Below are 19,912 nucleotides of genomic sequence, written 5' to 3'. Positions count from 1 at the left end.
CTCCATAGTTATAGAAATGGTCCTATAAAAAGCGCAAATACGATGGAAATTGCCCCTGCGATAATGGCAATATTACCTAAAGTATCAGCATTTCTAGCTCTGGCCATGAACCCAACAATAATACCTGCTGCGCCCATAATAACTGGTAACCAAAAGAATGATACAATTGACAAAGCAATAGCTACCCAACCAAAGGCTGTGTTAGCCTCTGCACCTTCATCATCGTCTATTTGAACGCGTTGTTCACGATAATCGTCTGCAGTTAGCTCAGCAGCAGTTTCTTCGTCTCTATTGCTATACGTCTCGACTCTTTCCGGCTTATCGAAATTTCCTGGAGCTACAGGACCACTTTCGATCGGGTCACCATGATTTGGAGCATCTTCAATATTATCTCTACGGTTAAACTCATCCATAATCAAGACCTCCTTTATTAAGTTGAGGTGCATCTATAGTTTATGGTTACTTTCACATAATATAATGTTACTTTTTGGGAAAATAAACAATACCTTCTATATTTTATAATTTTGCCTTCACATAATGAATAGAAGTACAAGTTGAAAAATCCTAGTTCTTGCATATAGTGTAACAACAATCATAAAAAAGGAGTTACATTATGTCTACATTTATTAAAGGACTTGTAATAAGTAAAATGAAACAATTAACACCCGAGGAAATTCATGCTTATGGAAAAGATTATGGATTTACTGTAACGAATAAGGAAGCAAGAGATATTTGGAATTACTTACAAAATAATAAGATTGATCCATTTAATAAACAGGATCGTAATAAAATGCTAAAGGAATTAGCAAGAATCACAAATGTTGAAACGGCAAAAAAAGCAAACAAACTATTTCAAGAAATTGTTAAATACTATGGTTTAGAGTCATTATTCGAACAATGACTAAAAAGGAATCTTGTCAAAATTGACAAGATTCCTTTTTTTATTATTGATTAACAATTATATCTTTCAAATCAGAAATAAAGTTTCCATCTTTAATCATTTCTATTTCATATTTATATGGTGCTTTTTTATTCTTTTTATCTTCGCCTACATAAGGTGTTTCCAATATTTTCGGTATTTCTTTTAATTGTGGATGATGAATAATTTTATGCAGTGCTTCATATCCAATATGTCCAAAACCAATATTTTCGTGACGATCTTTATGTGCGCCACGTTCGTTTTTACTATCATTAATATGAACAACTTTTATACGATCAATACCGATAATTTTATCAAATTGATTTAATACACCATCAAAATCATTTACGATATCGTACCCAGCATCATGGATATGACAAGTATCCATACATATTGACAGTTTCTCATTATGGGTTACACCGTCAATAATCATTGCCAATTCTTCAAAGGTGCGTCCTATTTCTGAACCTTTTCCTGCCATTGTTTCTAAGGCTATTTGGACATCCTTATCCTTTTCTAAAACTTCATTTAAGCCTTCAATTATTCTTGGAATCCCTTTTTCTGCCCCTGCACCTACATGTGCTCCAGGATGGAGAACGATTTGTTTTGCACCGATTGCTGCTGTACGCTCAATCTCACTTCGTAAAAAGTTAACACCTAATTCAAACGTTTCTGGTTTTGTAGTATTTCCAATATTTATAATATATGGTGCATGAACAACGATATCTGAAATACCATTAGTGTTCATATGCTCTAATCCTTGGTCAATATTTAATTCCTCAATTGCTTTTCTTCTTGTATTTTGGGGTGCCCCAGTATATATCATAAACGTATTTGCACCATAAGATACAGCTTCCTCACTTGACCCCAAAAGCATCTTCTTCCCACTCATTGATACATGTGAACCTATTTTAACCACTTGGTACACCTCTCCCTTTTATCCTTATTTTTTATATTTAGTTTTTTTCGTAATCTGTCTCTTTATTGACTCTTGTTGCTTCTTCATTTTTTTCTTGTATCCAGGTTTAACTTTTTTAGGTTTACGTACTTGCTTCCAAGCTTCTTTTTCAACTTCCGTCGTGACATTCGTTCTTAAATTTCTTTCATTCCATGGTTTTGCTTCTTGCCATTGTCCATTTTTAATATCTGAAAAAGTAAATTGCAATCCTTTTTGTTCTAATTTTTGAATGAGCTGCAAATCATCCTCATGGTATAAACTAATTGCTGTCCCTTCCATTCCAGCTCTTGCTGTTCTACCTACACGATGAATATAAAAATCTTCCTCTTTAGGAATTTGTGCGTTTATGACGTGACTAACACCTTTAATATCTATTCCTCTTGCTGCTAAATCGGTAGCAACAATATATTGATAACGTAAATTTTGGATATCTTTAAGAACGCGTTTTCGTTCTCTTGGAGTTAATCCACCGTGTATTAAACCAACTTCTAGCCCCTTTTGTAGCAATTCATCTGCTAACACATTTGCTTTTTCTTTACCGTTAGTAAATATGATCGCTAAATACGGTTGAATTGCCTTAGAAAGCTCGAGTATAATATCTGCTTCTTTTCGATGTCTTACCGCTATTAGTCGATGTTCCATAGTTTCAGGTGATAATCGATCATCAATCTTAACATGTAATGGATTTTCTAAATATTTTTTGAAAAAATGTTCTAATCGTTGTGGGATGGTAGCAGAATAAACTAAGAGTTGTATTTCTTGATTACAACGCACAAGCAGTTGATCTACTTCTTGTATAAAGCCAAGATCAAGCATTAAATCTGCTTCATCAACGACAAAGGATTTGGCAGTAATAAGGGAAAGTGCTTCACTTTTGACTAGATCTAATATTCTACCTGGAGTACCAACTACAATTTGTGGTGGTTCTTTCAATTTATCTATCATCTTTTGTTTATCGGTTCCACCTACTAATAACTTGGCTTTCCATGTTTGTTCCATTTCAGCATACGTAATTACTTTCTTTACTTCATCAAATATTTGCGTGGCTAACTCTCTAGTAGGAGCAGTTATGACAAACTGTACTCCCCTTTTCGAAGCATCTATTTGATTAAATAAAGGTAATAAATAGGCATGGGTTTTTCCAGAACCTGTATGGGATTGACCTATTACACTTTTCCCTTTTAATATAGCAGGAATTACTTTTTGCTGTATTTCGGTCGGTTGTTTAAAACCTAATTTTTCGATTACATCCAGCAAAATAGGCTGAAACGCAAATTCATTGAATTTATTATTCATAAGCTGACTCCTTTTGATGATGCTATCATCTTAATACAATTTTCATTTCTATTGTTTACCTATTATCTGCTATTAAACAAATTGAAAAGGATCCGAATTTATATGTGATGTTATTATGTCGATACCTGTGTTTGTTAGGCTTTTATCTAAATAATTTTTTGTTCCGTTTTTCATTACCTTCTCTATGTAATGACCGGCATCAATAACGACTAATCCTAATTGCCAAGCTTCTTGTGCTACATGAAAAGTCATATCACCTGTAATAAAAATATCTGCACCTTTTCTTTTCGCAGCATGGATATACTTTTCTCCACTTCCTCCTAAAACGGCTACTTTCTTTACGTTTTTTGATAAATCTCCAGTTACTCGAAGACTCTTTAGACCTAAAGTAAGCTTTAGTTGATTACAAAATGCCTCTACATTCATCGCGTGTTCCAATTCACCTATACGACCAATTCCATACTGCTCTCCTTCATTTTCCAATGGAAAAATATCATATGCAGGCTCCTCATACGGATGGCTATTAGTCATTGCTTGTACAACTTTTTTCAAATTACTTTCCTGAACAATTGTTTCAATTTTCACTTCATCAACTTTTTCGATTTCATTCGTAGTTCCAATAAAAGGCTGTGAACCATCTAATGGTTTAAATGATCCTTTACCTTCTGTTTGAAAGGTGCAATGACTATAATTCCCGATGTGCCCCGCTCCATTTTCACCCAATGCGTCAAGCACTTTCGATTTATGGGAGTGTGGAACATAGATGGCGATCTTGTATAACGGCTCCCGATATGTCGGAACTAATACTTTCCTTGATCCTAGGTTTAATTGATCAGACAACATATCATTTACGCCTCCAACAGCAACATCTAAATTAGTGTGTGAGGCATAAACAGTTATATCGTTTTCAAGTAGCTTCTTTATTGTTCTACCTATGGAACTATCTGTATTCAATTGACGTATAGGTTTAAAAAGCATTGGATGATGTGCAATAATTAGGTTTACTTGTTGATCTATAGCTTCATCTACCACTGATTCCATCACGTCTAAAGTGACCATTATTTTCTTAACTGGTTGATTATGTGAACCTATTTGCAATCCTACATTATCCCAATCATATGCATGAGAACGTGGTGCCCACTGTTCCATTATCTTAAATACGTCTGAGTTAGTTAACTTTTGTCTCATCTGTTAAAACCTCCTCAATCATATTCAATTCTGACTCAAACTGTTTTATTTTATCCGTTGGTTTAACCTTTGCTTGTTGCAATTGCTCTATGACTCGCAAACGCTTTTCAAGTTCGAGTTTCCATTTATCATAGAATACACTAGGTCTATTCTTTAATAAAAATGGTCCAAATAGTATTTCTTGATCTGTTAATGACATCTGATTTTCACTTTTGTCTGCCACAATTATTTCATAGGTGTGTCCATTTTCTTCTGTAATACCCTCATGTGTAATAACATACCCATTATTAATTAACCAGGAACGAACATTCTTTTCATCTACATTTGGTTGGGCTATTATACGCTTAACTTCTTGAAGTTTATCTTTCCCTTGTTCTAATATACTTTTTATTAACGCTCCACCCATTCCGGCAATTACTACTTGATCCACTTCTGCTGGACGAACCACATTTAGCCCATCACCTAAACGCACATCAATTGAACCATTCATTTGGTAGTAAGTAACTGTATCCTTCGCACTTTGATATGGGCCTTCATTAACTTCTCCTGCAATTGCACGCGCAGTTACATCATTTGCACATACATAGCATGGGAGATAAGCGTGATCAGAACCTATATCAGCAAAATTTGCTCCTTGTGGCAAATAGGATGCTACAATTTGTAATCTTTTAGACAGCTTAATTGAATGATCCATACATACCTCCGACACATAAACTAAAAGAAAAGCTTTCTGTTTTGGCAGAAAGCTTACTTTTTAATACAACTTAATATTTATTGATGATCGCTTAACCATTCTACGAGGGAAGAAACTTCTCCTTCAGAAAGTTGACCTTGAGGTGGCATTTCTCCTTGTCCATTCTGAATGATCTGAGAAATTTCTTCAGGTGAAAGATTGGAACCCACTTGTGTTAAATCTGGTCCAAAGCTTCCTGAAAGATCGGCACCATGACATGACGAACAATTATTCTCATAAATCACATCAGGATCGGCAACAGTTTCGCCGGCTTCTCCACCATGATCTCCGTCTTCACCCGCTATGTTATTGCGTTGATCTACCCCAATAAAAGATAAAACGATTACTGTAAGTATTCCTACTATAGCTATAATTGCAAATGGAATCACTGGGTTTTTTCTCATTGTATTTCCTCCTTATGTATCCCCAATATATATAATATTGTACAAAGCTATATTTATTTTACTCGAAAACCAACATAGTTTAAAGAAAAAAGATGTGAAAAATTATAGACAATTTATTTCAAATCAAAATATAACTGAAATATCATTGAATATCATTGAACCACTTGCATTTTATGTTTCAATTAGAAAACGAATCAAAATACCTAGTTGCAAAAACGTTTATAATTGTATAAAATAAATACAAGAAATGAAAACGGTATCAATGATGTAAGAAGAAATACTTGTTTTTGTATTCATTCAAGTATTTCTTCTACAGTATGTGATTCTTTTGAAAGAGAGGGTTGTCACATAATCGTTTATTGTTCCATATAGAATACATGACAATGATCAAACTTCATTTAATCCATAAAGTCTTTCAGACGTTTACTACGACTAGGATGTCTAAGTTTGCGCAATGCTTTCGCTTCGATTTGGCGGATTCTTTCTCGAGTTACACCAAATACTTTCCCTACTTCTTCTAATGTCCTAGTACGTCCATCATCTAGCCCAAATCGTAATCGCAACACATTCTCTTCGCGATCCGTTAATGTATCTAGTACATCTTCTAATTGCTCTTTTAATAATTCATAAGCAGCATGGTCTGATGGAGAAACTGCTTCATGATCTTCTATAAAATCTCCCAAATGAGAATCATCTTCTTCTCCAATTGGAGTTTCTAATGAAACAGGTTCTTGTGCGATCTTTAATATATCGCGAACCTTCTCTGGAGATAGCTCCATTTCTTCTCCAATTTCTTCTGGAGTTGGCTCTCGACCAAGATCTTGTAAAAGTTGTCTCTGAACACGTATTAATTTATTGATTGTTTCTACCATATGGACTGGTATTCGAATTGTACGAGCTTGATCAGCAATCGCCCTAGTAATTGCCTGGCGAATCCACCACGTTGCATACGTACTAAATTTAAATCCTTTGCGGTAATCGAATTTTTCAACTGCCTTAATCAGCCCCATATTACCCTCTTGGATTAAATCTAAGAATAGCATACCACGACCAACATATCGCTTAGCAATACTTACTACAAGGCGTAAATTAGCTTCCGCCAAACGTCTTTTAGCTTCTTCTTCACCTTGCTCAATACGAGTAGCTAATTCTATTTCTTCTTCTGCAGATAACAAATCCACTCTGCCTATTTCTTTTAAGTACATTCTCACAGGGTCATTTATTTTAATTCCAAGTGGTACACTTAAATCATTTAAATCAAATTCTTCTTCTTTAGCAATTTCTTTCATGTTCGGATCCTCTTCAGAATCTCCGATAATCTCTACACCTTGATCTCCTAAAAACTCATAAAATTCATCCATTTGATCAGGTTCAATTACAAAATTGGATAGACGATCAGCGATCTCTTCATATGCTAAAACACCGCGTTTTTTACCCATTTCCAATAACTGATCTTTGGCTTGTTCAAGTGTTAACTCTGGCTCGTTTTCTTTTGTTTGTGAAGGTTTATTGTCAGCCATGAGTCCCCCTCCTTCTTAGACTACTTAAATCTTTTTTTTAATGCTTTACTTGTTTCTTTATTTCAATGATCTTCATTGCGATCTGAGCTGCTTTAACTGGATCTTTTTGTTGTTCAGCTAATCTTTGTTCTTGTTTTAGTTGTTTGATACTAGTCATGTCATTCGACTCGGAGCGAATGATCCTAATATAATCATTTATCTCTGTATCGCTTATCTCTTCATAAACTGAAAGCATTGCGATCTCAATAACTAACTGTTTTAATTTGTCATCTGTTAGTTTTTCAACGAACATACTCACATCGACCGGATGGCCTTCCTCATAATATGCATATAAATGCGTTGCTATTATCTTATGTTCATCTATGTTAAAGGAAGCCCCTAATTCCTCCTGCACCTTATCAGTAATTGCACGATCTTGCAACATATATGCAATTAACTTTCTTTCAGCATTATGGAAAGCTGGCAATAATTTTCTTTTTTGATACTGTTTTGGTCCATTATTAGTATATCTGTCTTTTTCTCTCTTATCCTTAGGAGGACTTGATTTTTGACGATGAGTCTGAATTTGATCTATTAATGTATCCATCATCAAATCATATTCATTACTTAACTCTTTTACATAATGTTCCCTTTCAATAGGACTTTCGATTTTTGCAAGTTCCTTCAATACAATTTCTATATATTGAATGCGATCTCCTTCAAGACTTAAATTATAATCTTTCTTTAGGTAGTTCATGTAAAAACTCATGAACGTATCGCTTGCTTCAACTACTTCTGTCCTAAATGCATCAGCGCCAGACGATTGGATAAAATTATCTGGATCCATCCCATCTTTCATTCTTGCAACTTTGACTTGACATCCAACGCTTTGAAGCAAAATCGCTGCTTTGTAAGTAGCTTCAATACCAGCATAATCAGCATCGTAGCAAATTATAACTTTGTCAACATATCGTCGTAATAATTTCGCTTGCATTTCTGTCAATGCTGTACCCATCGTTGCTACTACATTTTTAATATCAGCTTGGTATGCAGAAATAACATCCATTTGCCCTTCAAATAATATTACTTCATTCTTCTTACGAATATGTTTTTTTGCTAAGTCAAAATTAAAAAGAATTTTCCCCTTATGAAATAGATCACTCTCGGAGCTGTTTAAATACTTAGGTCCTTGGTCTGTTATTGTTCGTCCACCAAATGCTACTGTTTTTCCTAGATGATTTCGGATTGGATAAATTACTCTTCCCCTGAAACGATCTGTAACAGTATCATCATTTTGTAGGGTAAGAATTCCTACTTTCACAAGTAGTTGTTTATGAAAACCCTTTTTTTCTAAAAATGTTGCAGTAAAATCCTTTATGTTCGGTGCAAATCCAAGCTGGAATTCATCGATGGTTTCATCGGTAATACCTCTTTCTTTAAAATATCGATAACCATCTTTTCCATCTTTCGTATACCTTAACAAATGATGATATAATTTTGTTAACCATTCATAGGCAGAAATGATATTCTGATTTTCTTCGGATAGGGAGTTTTCTCTTCCATTCGCAGTTTCAGGTAATTTTATGCCGCTTCGATCGGCCAGATGTTTAACTGCCTCAAAAAAAGAATAACTCTCCATTTCCATAATAAATGTCATTACGTTTCCGCCTTTTTTACAGCCAAAGCAATGGAAAATTTGCTTTTCCTGTGTTACGGAGAATGATGGAGTTTTTTCACCATGAAATGGGCAAAGTCCAAAATAGTTTCTTCCTTGTTTCTTTAGTTGCACATATTCACCAATGACATCTACGATATCATTCGACTTCCGAATGTCTTCAATAACTTCTTCAGGTATTTGATTAGACATATATCCCACCATACTTTTTCAAACGTATTCCAAAAGATAAAAAGACCTTTTGAATCACCCCGTATAATATAATTCTCTACTCATAAATAAAACCCTTCATTTTTCGACATTTTTTTCATAAGGTCGAAAAAAAGTTCCTTCTATTTATTGTTAGTCTCTTAGAAGGATTAATTTGGTTTATTCTGTGTTGTTAAGAAGCGATTTAATAACATGATCGTTGCATAAAGAAAAAACCTTTGGTCTATTCTAATACTATAATTCTACATAAGGACCGAAGAATCCTTCTTAATTTCGAATGTTTTATTTTTCAGAAAATCTCTTCCTACAAAGCTCATTAAATGTATATGTATACTATTTTTACACAAATATTAATTATAATACATTTCTAAGTAAATTACTACAATAAATGTGATTTTTTGATTAAAAAAGTAAAACATTCTACGTTAAAAGGTAGAATGTTACTTTTTAGCTTGATTTAATTTGAGTTTTTTTGTGTTATTCGAAGGATACTATTAGCCGTTTCTTCTACTGCCTTACTGGAGACGTCAACGACAGAGCAACCAATTCGCTCGACTATTTTATCAAAGAATTCCAATTCTTGGTGGATTCTTTCGATGTTAGCGTAAGTAGCTTGATCACCTAAACCTAAAGCCTTTAATCTTTCTTTTCTAATATCATTTAATTTTTGAGGACTAATTCTTAAACCGATACACTTTTCAGGTTCAACCTCGAATAACTCTTCAGGAGGATCTACTTCTGGTACGATTGGAACATTAGCTACCTTTAAGCGCTTCAAAGCTAAGTATTGGGATAATGGTGTTTTGGATGTTCTTGATACTCCAATTAATACAATATCCGCCCTTGAAATACCCCTAGGATCTCTGCCATCATCATACTTTACCGCAAATTCAATTGCTTCTACTTTTTTGAAATAGTCTTCATCTAGTTTATGGACAAGACCTGGCTCAAGTCTGGGTGTTTTTTGAAAAACTCTTTCCATTGCGGAAAGCATTGGACCCATGATATCAATTGCTTCGACGTTCATCTCGACAGCTAGATCATTTAAATATTTCCTAAGCTCAGGATCTACCAGTGTAAATCCAATAATGCCCTTTTCTTCTTTTGCTAATTGTAATGATTCATATATAGTTTTTTTATCCTCAACATAAGGAATTCGTATTATTTTATACTCGCCACTATTAAATTGACTTAGACCTGCTTTAATAACTAATTCAGCTGTTTCACCTACTGAATCCGATAGAACATATACTAACGTCTTATAACTCATCACTTTCAAACTCCCCTCTATATGTAAGTCCAATATAAACTGAAGCTGATCAGAAGTTACACTTGATCATTGGCTATCAATTCAACAAAAGCTTTGGTAATGGTTGTTTTAGTTATTCGTCCCGTAACTTCTAAGCCTTTATCTGTATCTTTAATGACAGGGATGCCATCTATTTGTTTATTTATTAACAGATTAGCAATGTCTATTAATAAGTCATCTTTACGACAAACTGTAATGTTTGGCATTCTTGTCATAATTATATGAACTGGGACGACATTTAAATCTTGTGTTCCAATACTAGCTCGTAATAAATCTTTCCGGGAGAGTATGCCTGTTAGACAAGATTTGTCGTCAACAACAAATAATGTACCGACATCTTCTAAGAACATGGTTGAGATGGCATCATAAACAGATACCCCTTCATGTACTACAATCGGTATTGACTGATAATCTTGTACTTTATAGCTTTTGATTTTTTCGGTTAATAACTCAGAACCAGTTTTACCTGTGTAAAAGTAACCAACACGTGGTCGTGCATCTAAAAATCCAGCCATCGTTAAAATTGCCAAGTCCGGGCGAAGAGTCGCTCTAGTTAAACTTAATTTCTCTGCAATGTTTTCCCCAGTAATAGGACCATTCTCTTTTACAATATCGATAATTTTTTCTTGCCTTTTAGATAACTCCACTATTTCACCACCTAGTCAATATGACATACTACTTATGAATAATTATATCTCATACATAGTGGAAAAGAAATGATGATTACTATCATTTCCAAACATGATTGCTTGCTTCATCTGTGAAGCAAGCAAAACATGTATTAGTAATTGCTAAAATTGTTGTTTCCATTCAATCGTAGAAAGATCAGCAAATTTAGTAATTAATTCTGCTAATCTCATTACCAGCGCTAGTCGATTATTTCGAATCGACTCATCCTTGGCCATAACCATATTATGTTCAAAAAAATCATGAATTGGTTCAGCCAGCATACTAAGGCTTTCTAAGGCTTGTTCTGCTTTTCTTTCAGAATCCATTCTGTTAAAGTCATTATTCACTTGTTGATATACTTCAAATAACTTGGATTCAGAAGGTGTTTCAAATACCGATGGATCTATTTCATTAACATCTGCTTTTTTAGATAAATTCAATATACGTACTAATGCTTCTTGTACTGGCTTGAATGTAGAATCATTACGCTTTTTAGATAATAATTTTGCTTTTGTAATGGAATATGGTAAGATACCAACATTCTTTTGGAGTACTGCCTCTGTAATATCTGCCTCAATATTTAATTCTTTTAATAAATAGGTGGCCCGTTGTTTCATGAATTCCATAACTTCTTCATATAAATCATTGTTAGTTAATTGCTCCATGTTTGCTTTTTTGTAGAGGTTTACTGGAATTTCCATTAACTTATTTACGGAAATATTCCAGTCCATTGCTTGCAAAATACGTAAAATACCAATTGCTTGCCTTCGAAGGCCATATGGATCCTGTGAACCTGTTGGTTTTAGTCCTACAAAAATACATCCAACAATCGTATCAAGCTTATCTGCGATACTAACTATCGAACCTTCTATAGATTGTGGTAAAGCACCCGTTGCACTATTTGGTAAGTATTGTTCTTTTATCGCTTGAGCGACATGCTTGTTCTCACCAAATTTCACTGCATATTTTTCTCCAATAACACCTTGTAATTCTGTAAATTCATTTACCATGTTCGTCATTAAATCAAACTTACTTATGTGAGCAGCTCTCACAACATTTTCTCTCGTGGATGGTTCTACTTCTAAAAGCTCTGCAATCTTCGTAGCTATGAATGCTACTCGGGTTACTTTTTCACTAATCGTACCTAACTTTTCCTGGAAAACAACATTTTGTAATTTATCCTGAAAACTGTCGATCGACTGTCTTAAATCTTCTTCATAAAAGAATTGTGCATCTGATAGCCTTGCTCGGAGTACTTTTTCATTTCCTTTTATGACAGTCTCAAGTGAATTGGCGTTACCGTTACGTACTCCTATAAAATAAGGTAACAACTCCCCTTGCTGAGATTTCACTGGAAAGTATCTTTGATGTTCCTTCATTGTAGTAATTAATACTTCTGGTGGAAGGTTTAGGTAATCTCTTTCATAGGAACCAACAAATACAGTTGGAAATTCAACTAAGTTACGAACTTCATTTAACAAATCCTTATCTACTGGTATATCAAAACTTTTTTCTTCTATAATATCATTTATTCCTTGTGTAATTAATTCTTCTCGTTTACTTGCTTCCACAATGACATAATTATTTTCTAATTGTTCTTTATAGGATAGCGGATTAGTTAAGACAATTTCTTTTCCTAAAAAGCGATGGCCAAATGTCATATTACTGCTTTTTACATTCGCTACTTCAAAAGGAATTACTTCTTTACCATATAAAGCTACTAACCACCTGATCGGTCTAGCATAACGAAGTGTCTGCTCTCCCCAGCGCATGTTTTTACCAAATGGAATAGCCTCTACAATTTCCTTGAATGCTGGTAGTAATTCCTTGCTAGCTTTTCCCTCAATATGTTTTTTTACAAAAATATAGGATGCACCTTTTATCTCTTTTATATAAATATCGTCTGTTGATTTTCCTTGTCCTTTTGTAAATCCAATAGCTGCTTTCGTCCAGTTACCATCTTCATCTTTTGCAATTTTTATGGATGGACCCTTAGCCTCTTCTTCTATGGTTGTTTGTTCTTCTGCCATATTTTCAATTAATATGGCTAGCCTTCTTGGAGTTGAATATCCTGTAATCGATTCAAAGGAAATTCGCAATTCGTTTAACCAGTTTGTCGTTTTCGTTATTAATTGCTTTTCCGCGTCATCAATAAAACGGGCTGGTAATTCTTCTAAACCAATTTCAAATAGGACATTTTTCGTCATTTAAGCTTCCTCCTTCTTAAGCATCGGAAACCCTAAGCTTTCTCTTTCAGCAACATATGCTTTCGCTATACTTCTGGCTAGGTTTCTAATTCTTGATATATAGCCTGTTCTCTCCGTAACGGAAATCACGCCACGCGCATCAAGTAAATTAAATGTATGGGAACATTTTAAAACATAATCATAGGCTGGAAAAACAAGCCCCTTCTCCATCGTGACTTTCGCTTCCTGTTCATACATAGAAAATAACTCAAATAACATTTTTGTATTAGATTCTTCAAACGTATACTTCGAATGTTCATACTCTGGCTGTAAGAAAATATCCTTAACTGTTACTCCGTTTGTCCATTCTAGATCAAATACGTTTTCTTTATCCTGGATATAGGATGCCAATCGTTCGATTCCATAAGTTAATTCAACCGTTACCGGACTCGCTTCTAATCCACCTATTTGTTGAAAGTAAGTGAATTGCGTAATTTCCATTCCATCTAACCAAACTTCCCACCCTAACCCAGCTGCTCCTAGGGTTGGGTTCTCCCAATTATCTTCCACAAAACGAATGTCATGTTGTAAAGGATCTACTCCTAATGCTTTCAAAGAATCCAAATACAATTCTTGAATGTTATCAGGGGATGGTTTCATTATTACTTGAAATTGATGATGTTGATATAAACGGTTCGGATTTTTACCATACCTACCATCGTTAGGCCTTCTAGAAGGTTCCACATAAGCAACATTCCACGGCTCTGGACCTAAGCTGCGTAAAAGTGTCATCGGTGACATCGTACCCGCCCCCTTCTCAACGTCATACGCTTGCATTAATATACAATTTTGGTTTGACCAATATTTTTGAAGTGTTAATATCATTTCTTGAATTGTCATCTTAACGATCCTCCATAAAATTTTTTTGAAATATGAAAAACCCGTCCCTATGTCATTTCTGACATAGGGACGGGTTTTAATCCGCGGTTCCACCCTATTTGCTCCATTTGTTATAGAGCCACTTTATCATACTTGCTCAAGAGCGCCATTCCTTATAGACTATTTATCCAGCTTCCACCATCCTGGACTCGCTATTAATAGACAAATCATAAGTACTATTCTCCATCAAAGCAAAAGAGTTATATAAAATATGTACAAATAATACTTTATTTTCCTCACAGTTGTCAACTCTGGACGATTTATTTCTTATTTTATGCTCTTTTCGTACAGTTTGTTGCAATTTACATAAACTGCGACATAACCTTTGCGTAGATTTACTTTCACAATCTAACTCAGTCGAGTGCTACAAAACCGCTCCGTAAGAATATTCGCTAGTGGTTATTCTCTAGCTATGGAATGGTGTTAGCTAATGATTTCAACAACTAGTGGAGCTCTTCCCAATGGTACAGAAAGTTATTTCTAGGGAATTCATGTTATGAAGTCTCCATGCACTATTCTAGCGGAAGAAATACACGTAGACTCCGGCGGGAGGAAAGGCATCGGTGAGACCCCGCAGAACGGAGTTCGAGGAGGCTCACCAGCCGCCCGCGGAAAGCGAAGAGTATTTCTGGAGCGAGATTTGGTGCAGTAAATTTAATCATTTCACATTTTTTCATTTTAAGGTACTGTACATTTTACATCAACTATAAATTAAGTTTAATACGTAAGTAGCAATATAGAATACAGTCCTTATTTTAATAGGTCTAGTTGACTCAGAAAACGTTTTGACTTTAAGTAATACCCACCATATCGATCATAATAGGAGTCCAATAGCTTCCTTAACAATAATTTATTTTCTGGCTTCACCGAAATCTTACCAACTTGCTCGAGTCCAATTCTTGAAAACATATGAAGTAACTTAATGAGTGCAATTGACAAAGAAATAGCTTGCTGATCCTTGTATAAACATTTTCTACATAATAAACCACCTTCCACAATCGAAAAAGCTGAAAGGTTTTCTGTTGTACCACAGTGTACACATTTATCAAGAATAGGTGCAAACCCACCTTTAGCAAATAGCTTTAATTCATACATTATAATAGGGATATCCACATCTTCGTTTTCAGCGATCCAACTTACGGTTTGATAAAGTTGGTCATATAAATAACTATCTGGACTTTGATCATCTATAAGCTTCTCGGTTAGTTCCGTTATGTAGGCAAGATAAGCTGTTTTTATAATATCTTCTCTTATCGTACGAAACGATTGGATTATCTCTCCCTGTTGAATCGAGCTTAATCCTGAATTGACATACACTAAAAACTGGCCATAAATGAATGGCTGCGTTACTGCAGCCATCCTACTCTTAGTTTTTTTAGCTCCCTTAGCTAGTGCAGAAAACTTCCCAATCTTCCTACTAAAAATTGTAACTATTTTATGTGTTTCTCCATAGTCCATTGTCTTAATTACAATACCCTCAATTTTTTCTAGCACACACATTCACCTATTTTCTATACGGTATGCTACATCTTTGTATCTATTGGTAACTCACTTGTATCCATTAAGTTTTCACTATCCGTTTTATTAGGATCATTTTCTAACTCTTTCAATAATAAATAGGTTTCAATATTTCCTGTTTGACTAAATAATTTCCATGTAAAGTCGATCACAAGAAAACACCCTTTCTTTTAATACTTGTTCAAGTATATGTTTTAAAGTTAGAACACCAAATGCAGCCCAAAAAACAACACCTATAATTCGCCCTTTACCAAATGTAAGGTCTCTTCAGCAACCTTATATAATTAGGATTACCACTGATAGCAAAACAATTAGTTATAAATTTTTCCATGTCTAATATTCGTCACTTCGGAAACCAAACTCTTGTAGCTGACTTTGCTTATTACGCCAATCTTTTTGAATTTTCACCCATAACTCTAAATATACTTTAGTACCAAGCAAAGCCTCTATATCTTTCCGAGCATCCTTACCAATATTTTTCAGCATACTTCCTTGTTTTCCTATCAAGATTCCTTTTTGCGTTTTTCTCTCGGTGACAATCGTAGCTTGAATAAATACAGCATTGGAATCTCTTTTTTCAATGTTTTCAATTACTACTGCAATGGAATGAGGTATCTCTTCTCTTGTAAGCTGTAAAACTTTTTCACGAATCAATTCACTCATGATAAATCTTTCGGGATGATCTGTAACTTGATCAGCTGGGTAATATTGTGGTCCTTCAGGTAAATGCTGCTTTAATATATCTAATAAATGATTTACATTATTACCTTGTAAAGCTGATATTGGTATAATTTCTTCAAAATTACATTTATCTTTATATTGGTCAATAATCGGAAATAATTCATCTGGATGAATTAAGTCGATTTTATTTATAATTAAAAATACTGGATTCTTAACCTTTTGGAGTAGGTCTAAGATGTATTGATCTCCTTTACCATAACCTTCATCTGCATTAATCATGAATAGGATTGCGTCTACTTCATTTAACGTATTCTCCGCAAGACCTACCATAAAATCTCCTAGACGATGCTTAGGTTTATGAATTCCTGGAGTATCGATAAAAACAAACTGTGAATCACTCTGAGTTAATACTCCTTGAATTTTATTTCTAGTCGTTTGTGGTTTATCACTCATGATTGCTATCTTCTGTCCAATTACCCTATTTAAGAATGTTGATTTTCCTACATTCGGTCTACCAATTATCGTAATAAACCCTGATTTGAAGTTATTTTCCATGATGAGTCCTCCGATTTCATTTTACACTATCTATTGTTTGTTAATTAATATAATACTACAAATAAAAACTACTTTCATGTATTCGACAAAACCTTTGAAAAGTTTATCTATTTTGTTACACAAAGACAAATTCTGATAATAAAAAGGACTCCTACAAGAGCCCTTGGATAAAGTCAATTATTTTTGGAGCAAAGATTATTGTCCCTATAATTGCAGCAAAAAAAGCCGCTATCAATACGGAACTTGCTGCAATATCCTTAATAACTTTAACAGATGGATGATGTTCTGGATTTAAAAAATCCATCATTTTTTCGATAGCACTGTTCACTATCTCTGTAATTAATACGATTGCGATACAAATCAATATAAAAGCCCATTCTATTTTTGTTAAATGACATATTACACCTGAACATATGACAACGATTGCCGCAACAATATGTAAACGAAAATTTAACTCTGAGCGAAAAACTTCTTTTATGCCATTCCATGCATATGAAATTCCAATATTTCTTTTTTTAACGTTCAAGTTTAAATTCTCCTAAAATTTCATCTTGTCTTTGAAACATTATTTTCTCATCTTGCTCATTCATATGGTCATAACCTAATAAATGAAGGAAGCCATGAACTGCTAAAAATCCTAATTCTCTTTCTAACGTATGCTCATAATCTTTTGCTTGTTCTTTCGCTTGATCTACTGAAATAACGATATCTCCTAAAACTAACGGCAAATCTTCTCCAACCACATTCAATTCACCTTCAACAGTTTCTTGTAAAGCAAAAGAGATTACATCTGTAGGTGTGTCTTTTTGTCTATAATTTCTATTTAATTCCTGAATCTCTCTATTATCAACAAAGCTAATGGAAACCTCAGCCTGGTCTGATATTCTTTCTTTTTTTGCTGTAAACTGAACTAACCGATGGATTAAATCAATATAGTCCGTTTCTACGGAATTTGTACTATCGTGAAAATCGATATGCATTATTTAGCCTCCTTCATTGGATATTGAATTCTGGAATGGAAAATTCCTTTTAGTGTTTCACAAATGGTTCGGTGTATGATTTTGACTTCTTTCAATGTCAATGGACACTCATCTAATTGTCCGTCCATTAATCTATCGTTAACGATGGAAGCAACAATTTCATCTATTTTTTCTTCCGTAGGTTCCTTCAATGAACGAACGGCTGCTTCCACTGAATCACAGATACAAATAATTGCAGCTTCTTTTGTTTGAGGTTTTGGTCCTGGATATCGATAATCTGCTTCTTTTACTTTTTTATTTGTATCCTTTTCCTTGTAATAAAAATACTTTAGTAATGTTGTACCATGATGCTGCATTGCAATATCAATAATTTCTTTCGGTAATTTATGCTTTTTTAACATTTCCGCACCATCATAAGGATGGTGAATTATGATCTCCGCACTTTGCTTTGGAGAAATAACATCATGTGGATTTTTAATAGCCAACTGGTTTTCGATAAAATAATGTGGTCTTACGGTTTTGCCAATATCATGATAATAAGCACCTACCCTTGCTAACAACCCGTTAGCACCAATCGCTTCACATGCTGTTTCACTTATATTTGCAACCATGATCGAGTGATGATACGTACCAGGAGATTCTGTTAATATCTTTTTCAATAATGGTTGATTTGGACTCGATAACTGTAATAATTTCACATCCGATAAAATTCCTAATCCAGATTCAAAGTAAGATAATAGTCCTATCGTTAGTACTGCTGATAATAATGCTGCTGCTACTCCATATCCAGTATGAATTAATAGATCCAACCACGAATATTTTTCAAATGAAAGAAATACAAATAATAATACGGTTATACTATTGGCTAGTGACATTCCTAATCCTGATTTAACTATAGCAAAACGGTCTTTTACATTTCTTAGAAAAATAATACCTGCTAATTGGGAGAAAAAGAAATAGATTCCTGCTTCTACATTTAATGCACCAGGTATTTGCCCATTAAATATAATACAACCAATGATGGCATAAAGACTCGCCATAACGATAGATAAACGCTCATTAATTAGTAATTTAAGTAATAATACCCCTGTTGCAACAGGAACAATGAAAAATAATTGATTTGTTTGGTTTGTATATAAGCTAATTACTTTCATAAATGTTACAACAATTAAACTGACTAACAGTATAGATGCAATTTTTCCTTTATCAAGCTTTCTCTGTTTTTGAAGTACTATCATTTCATATGTAACAACACTTATAATTAAGAATATTAATAAAGATAATCCGATAACTGGAAATACATTACGCTCATTATTCAGAAGGCCAACTAAAGTTAATTTTTCATATACTTCATTGGTAATTGTTTGTCCCTCGCGAACAATTATCTCCCCAGCATTGATTAATACCGGATCAACGCTGTTGGCTGCTTCTTTACGTGCTTCTGCTGTTTTTTCGGCATCGTAAAAAGAATTTTCAACAATTGCAAAACTACTTAGTTCTTCTAGTGCACTAATTAATTCGTTATCCAACGTTGTATATGTTACACTTTCTTTCACAACATTTACTCTGCTGTTTTTATTTTCGATACGCACGCCACTTTCTAAAACTTCCTTCATGGCGGTTATAAAGACTTCTTTTCCTTCCTCTCTTGCTTCCTCAGATACTTTCATTAATTTTAGAAACACAGTATCATTTACGTTTTCTATTATTTCATGTGACAAAATTTCCTTAAGACGGATTATTTTTTCTTGATTAGTAAGTACAACTGGAGACTCATTTTCGCTCGAATCCTCATCAATTAAGACTTCATTTTCCAATTTTCCTATTGCATCAAATATTTCCTCAATATATCCGATTTGTTCTTGTGTTACTTCATCTGAAATAAGATAACGATCCTCCACAGCCTGAACGGTTTCACGAGTTTTACGTTCGGTTTCTTGTTCATTTTCAATCGTAATAGGGGACCGGATCGTTTGTTTTGCACTTGTAAATCTTTCTATATCATATGTTTCAGTGAATACATTATTTAACGAAATTGCGAAAAAGAATATACCTAAAATAAGTCCTGGTAATAATAGTGTTACCCACTTTGTTTTTATCTTTAATACATCTAGTATATGATGGAATTTGATTTTCAAATGTATCACCTCATTTTCAACATAGATATAGAAATAAGACCCTCATGATGGGGTC

At 34.1% G+C, this 19,912-nt stretch carries 19 protein-coding genes and 1 other annotated feature; of the genes, 1 reads left to right on the top strand and 18 read right to left on the bottom strand.

All coding sequences use genetic code 11. The features are described 5' to 3' along the window. Positions 1-8 precede the first annotated feature (8 nt). On the bottom strand, positions 9-413 hold the full coding sequence (locus ACFSTA_RS12135; protein ID WP_377556976.1) for a hypothetical protein: 405 nt from the start codon (positions 411-413) through the stop codon (positions 9-11). 200 nt (positions 414-613) lie between these two features. Between ACFSTA_RS12135 and ACFSTA_RS12130 the strand changes: the two genes are divergently transcribed. Next, positions 614-901: a DUF2624 domain-containing protein gene (locus ACFSTA_RS12130; RefSeq protein WP_377556975.1), complete on the top strand. Its 288-nt coding sequence runs from the start codon at positions 614-616 to the stop codon at positions 899-901. 43 nt (positions 902-944) lie between these two features. On the opposite strand, the gene ACFSTA_RS12125 is transcribed toward ACFSTA_RS12130, so the two are convergent. From ACFSTA_RS12125 to ACFSTA_RS12045, 17 genes are all read right to left on the bottom strand, one after another. Further along, positions 945-1,838, bottom strand: a complete 894-nt coding sequence (locus ACFSTA_RS12125; RefSeq protein ID WP_377556974.1) for a deoxyribonuclease IV — start codon at positions 1,836-1,838, stop codon at positions 945-947. Between the two features lie 24 nt (positions 1,839-1,862). Further along, the gene (locus ACFSTA_RS12120; protein WP_377556973.1) at positions 1,863-3,173 is read right to left on the bottom strand and encodes a DEAD/DEAH box helicase; all 1,311 of its coding nucleotides are present in this window, start codon (positions 3,171-3,173) and stop codon (positions 1,863-1,865) included. A gap of 72 nt (positions 3,174-3,245) precedes the next feature. Continuing rightward, positions 3,246-4,361, bottom strand: a complete 1,116-nt coding sequence (locus ACFSTA_RS12115) for a Nif3-like dinuclear metal center hexameric protein (RefSeq protein ID WP_377556972.1) — start codon at positions 4,359-4,361, stop codon at positions 3,246-3,248. Then, positions 4,342-5,055 (bottom strand): tRNA (adenine(22)-N(1))-methyltransferase, encoded by a 714-nt coding sequence (locus tag ACFSTA_RS12110; RefSeq protein ID WP_377556971.1) that lies wholly within the window; start codon positions 5,053-5,055, stop codon positions 4,342-4,344. The genes ACFSTA_RS12115 and ACFSTA_RS12110 overlap by 20 nt, the downstream gene beginning before the upstream one ends. Before the next feature lie 77 nt (positions 5,056-5,132). Further along, positions 5,133-5,498, bottom strand: coding sequence for a cytochrome c550 (cccA, locus tag ACFSTA_RS12105; protein ID WP_377556970.1), 366 nt, complete (start codon positions 5,496-5,498; stop codon positions 5,133-5,135). 398 nt (positions 5,499-5,896) lie between these two features. Continuing rightward, the gene (gene rpoD, locus ACFSTA_RS12100; RefSeq protein WP_377556969.1) at positions 5,897-7,018 is read right to left on the bottom strand and encodes an RNA polymerase sigma factor RpoD; all 1,122 of its coding nucleotides are present in this window, start codon (positions 7,016-7,018) and stop codon (positions 5,897-5,899) included. A gap of 37 nt (positions 7,019-7,055) precedes the next feature. Next, positions 7,056-8,864, bottom strand: coding sequence for a DNA primase (gene dnaG, locus ACFSTA_RS12095; protein ID WP_377556968.1), 1,809 nt, complete (start codon positions 8,862-8,864; stop codon positions 7,056-7,058). A 475-nt stretch (positions 8,865-9,339) separates the two neighbouring features. Continuing rightward, positions 9,340-10,152 carry a pyruvate, water dikinase regulatory protein gene (locus tag ACFSTA_RS12090; protein WP_377556967.1) on the bottom strand — a complete coding sequence of 271 codons (813 nt, stop codon included), beginning with the start codon at positions 10,150-10,152 and terminating at the stop codon, positions 9,340-9,342. A gap of 56 nt (positions 10,153-10,208) precedes the next feature. Further along, a complete protein-coding gene (locus tag ACFSTA_RS12085; RefSeq protein ID WP_377556965.1) occupies positions 10,209-10,838 on the bottom strand; it encodes a helix-turn-helix transcriptional regulator in 630 nt (209 codons plus the stop codon). Between the two features lie 144 nt (positions 10,839-10,982). After that, positions 10,983-13,067, bottom strand: a complete 2,085-nt coding sequence (gene glyS, locus ACFSTA_RS12080; protein WP_377556964.1) for a glycine--tRNA ligase subunit beta — start codon at positions 13,065-13,067, stop codon at positions 10,983-10,985. Then, entirely contained in the window at positions 13,068-13,946 is an 879-nt protein-coding gene (gene glyQ / locus ACFSTA_RS12075; RefSeq protein ID WP_377556963.1) for a glycine--tRNA ligase subunit alpha, read from the bottom strand. A gap of 62 nt (positions 13,947-14,008) precedes the next feature. Further along, positions 14,009-14,184: a binding site (T-box leader), on the bottom strand. A gap of 551 nt (positions 14,185-14,735) precedes the next feature. Next, positions 14,736-15,479, bottom strand: coding sequence for a DNA repair protein RecO (gene recO / locus ACFSTA_RS12070; protein WP_377556962.1), 744 nt, complete (start codon positions 15,477-15,479; stop codon positions 14,736-14,738). Between the two features lie 29 nt (positions 15,480-15,508). Continuing rightward, the gene (locus tag ACFSTA_RS12065) at positions 15,509-15,655 is read right to left on the bottom strand and encodes a YqzL family protein (RefSeq protein WP_377556961.1); all 147 of its coding nucleotides are present in this window, start codon (positions 15,653-15,655) and stop codon (positions 15,509-15,511) included. Positions 15,656-15,836: 181 nt separating this feature from the next. Next, positions 15,837-16,739, bottom strand: a complete 903-nt coding sequence (gene era / locus ACFSTA_RS12060) for a GTPase Era (protein WP_377556960.1) — start codon at positions 16,737-16,739, stop codon at positions 15,837-15,839. A gap of 151 nt (positions 16,740-16,890) precedes the next feature. Next, a complete protein-coding gene (locus ACFSTA_RS12055; protein ID WP_377556959.1) occupies positions 16,891-17,265 on the bottom strand; it encodes a diacylglycerol kinase family protein in 375 nt (124 codons plus the stop codon). Next, on the bottom strand, positions 17,255-17,719 hold the full coding sequence (gene ybeY / locus ACFSTA_RS12050; protein ID WP_377556958.1) for an rRNA maturation RNase YbeY: 465 nt from the start codon (positions 17,717-17,719) through the stop codon (positions 17,255-17,257). Before ybeY ends, ACFSTA_RS12055 begins: the two co-directional genes overlap by 11 nt. Further along, positions 17,719-19,857, bottom strand: coding sequence for an HD family phosphohydrolase (locus tag ACFSTA_RS12045; RefSeq protein ID WP_377556957.1), 2,139 nt, complete (start codon positions 19,855-19,857; stop codon positions 17,719-17,721). The genes ybeY and ACFSTA_RS12045 overlap by 1 nt, the downstream gene beginning before the upstream one ends. Between the last annotated feature and the right edge of the window lie 55 nt (positions 19,858-19,912).

The sequence above is a fragment of the Ornithinibacillus salinisoli genome, assembly GCF_042684965.1.
GTDB lineage: Bacteria > Bacillota > Bacilli > Bacillales > Amphibacillaceae > Ornithinibacillus > Ornithinibacillus salinisoli.
The sequence above is the reverse complement of the archived record's forward strand: the minus strand, read 5'-3'. Positions and strand labels throughout refer to the sequence as shown.

What these genes read in the sequence shown, in the direction of transcription:
- ACFSTA_RS12135 (WP_377556976.1), bottom strand. Translation starts at nt 413, where the DNA reads ATGGATGAGTTTAACCGTAGAGATAATATTGAAGATGCTCCAAATCAT.
- ACFSTA_RS12130 (WP_377556975.1), top strand. Translation starts at nt 614, where the DNA reads ATGTCTACATTTATTAAAGGACTTGTAATAAGTAAAATGAAACAATTA.
- ACFSTA_RS12120 (WP_377556973.1), bottom strand. Translation starts at nt 3,173, where the DNA reads ATGAATAATAAATTCAATGAATTTGCGTTTCAGCCTATTTTGCTGGAT.
- ACFSTA_RS12115 (WP_377556972.1), bottom strand. Translation starts at nt 4,361, where the DNA reads ATGAGACAAAAGTTAACTAACTCAGACGTATTTAAGATAATGGAACAG.
- ACFSTA_RS12110 (WP_377556971.1), bottom strand. Translation starts at nt 5,055, where the DNA reads ATGGATCATTCAATTAAGCTGTCTAAAAGATTACAAATTGTAGCATCC.
- cccA (WP_377556970.1), bottom strand. Translation starts at nt 5,498, where the DNA reads ATGAGAAAAAACCCAGTGATTCCATTTGCAATTATAGCTATAGTAGGA.
- rpoD (WP_377556969.1), bottom strand. Translation starts at nt 7,018, where the DNA reads ATGGCTGACAATAAACCTTCACAAACAAAAGAAAACGAGCCAGAGTTA.
- dnaG (WP_377556968.1), bottom strand. Translation starts at nt 8,864, where the DNA reads ATGTCTAATCAAATACCTGAAGAAGTTATTGAAGACATTCGGAAGTCG.
- ACFSTA_RS12090 (WP_377556967.1), bottom strand. Translation starts at nt 10,152, where the DNA reads ATGAGTTATAAGACGTTAGTATATGTTCTATCGGATTCAGTAGGTGAA.
- glyS (WP_377556964.1), bottom strand. Translation starts at nt 13,067, where the DNA reads ATGACGAAAAATGTCCTATTTGAAATTGGTTTAGAAGAATTACCAGCC.
- glyQ (WP_377556963.1), bottom strand. Translation starts at nt 13,946, where the DNA reads ATGACAATTCAAGAAATGATATTAACACTTCAAAAATATTGGTCAAAC.
- era (WP_377556960.1), bottom strand. Translation starts at nt 16,739, where the DNA reads ATGGAAAATAACTTCAAATCAGGGTTTATTACGATAATTGGTAGACCG.
- ybeY (WP_377556958.1), bottom strand. Translation starts at nt 17,719, where the DNA reads ATGCATATCGATTTTCACGATAGTACAAATTCCGTAGAAACGGACTAT.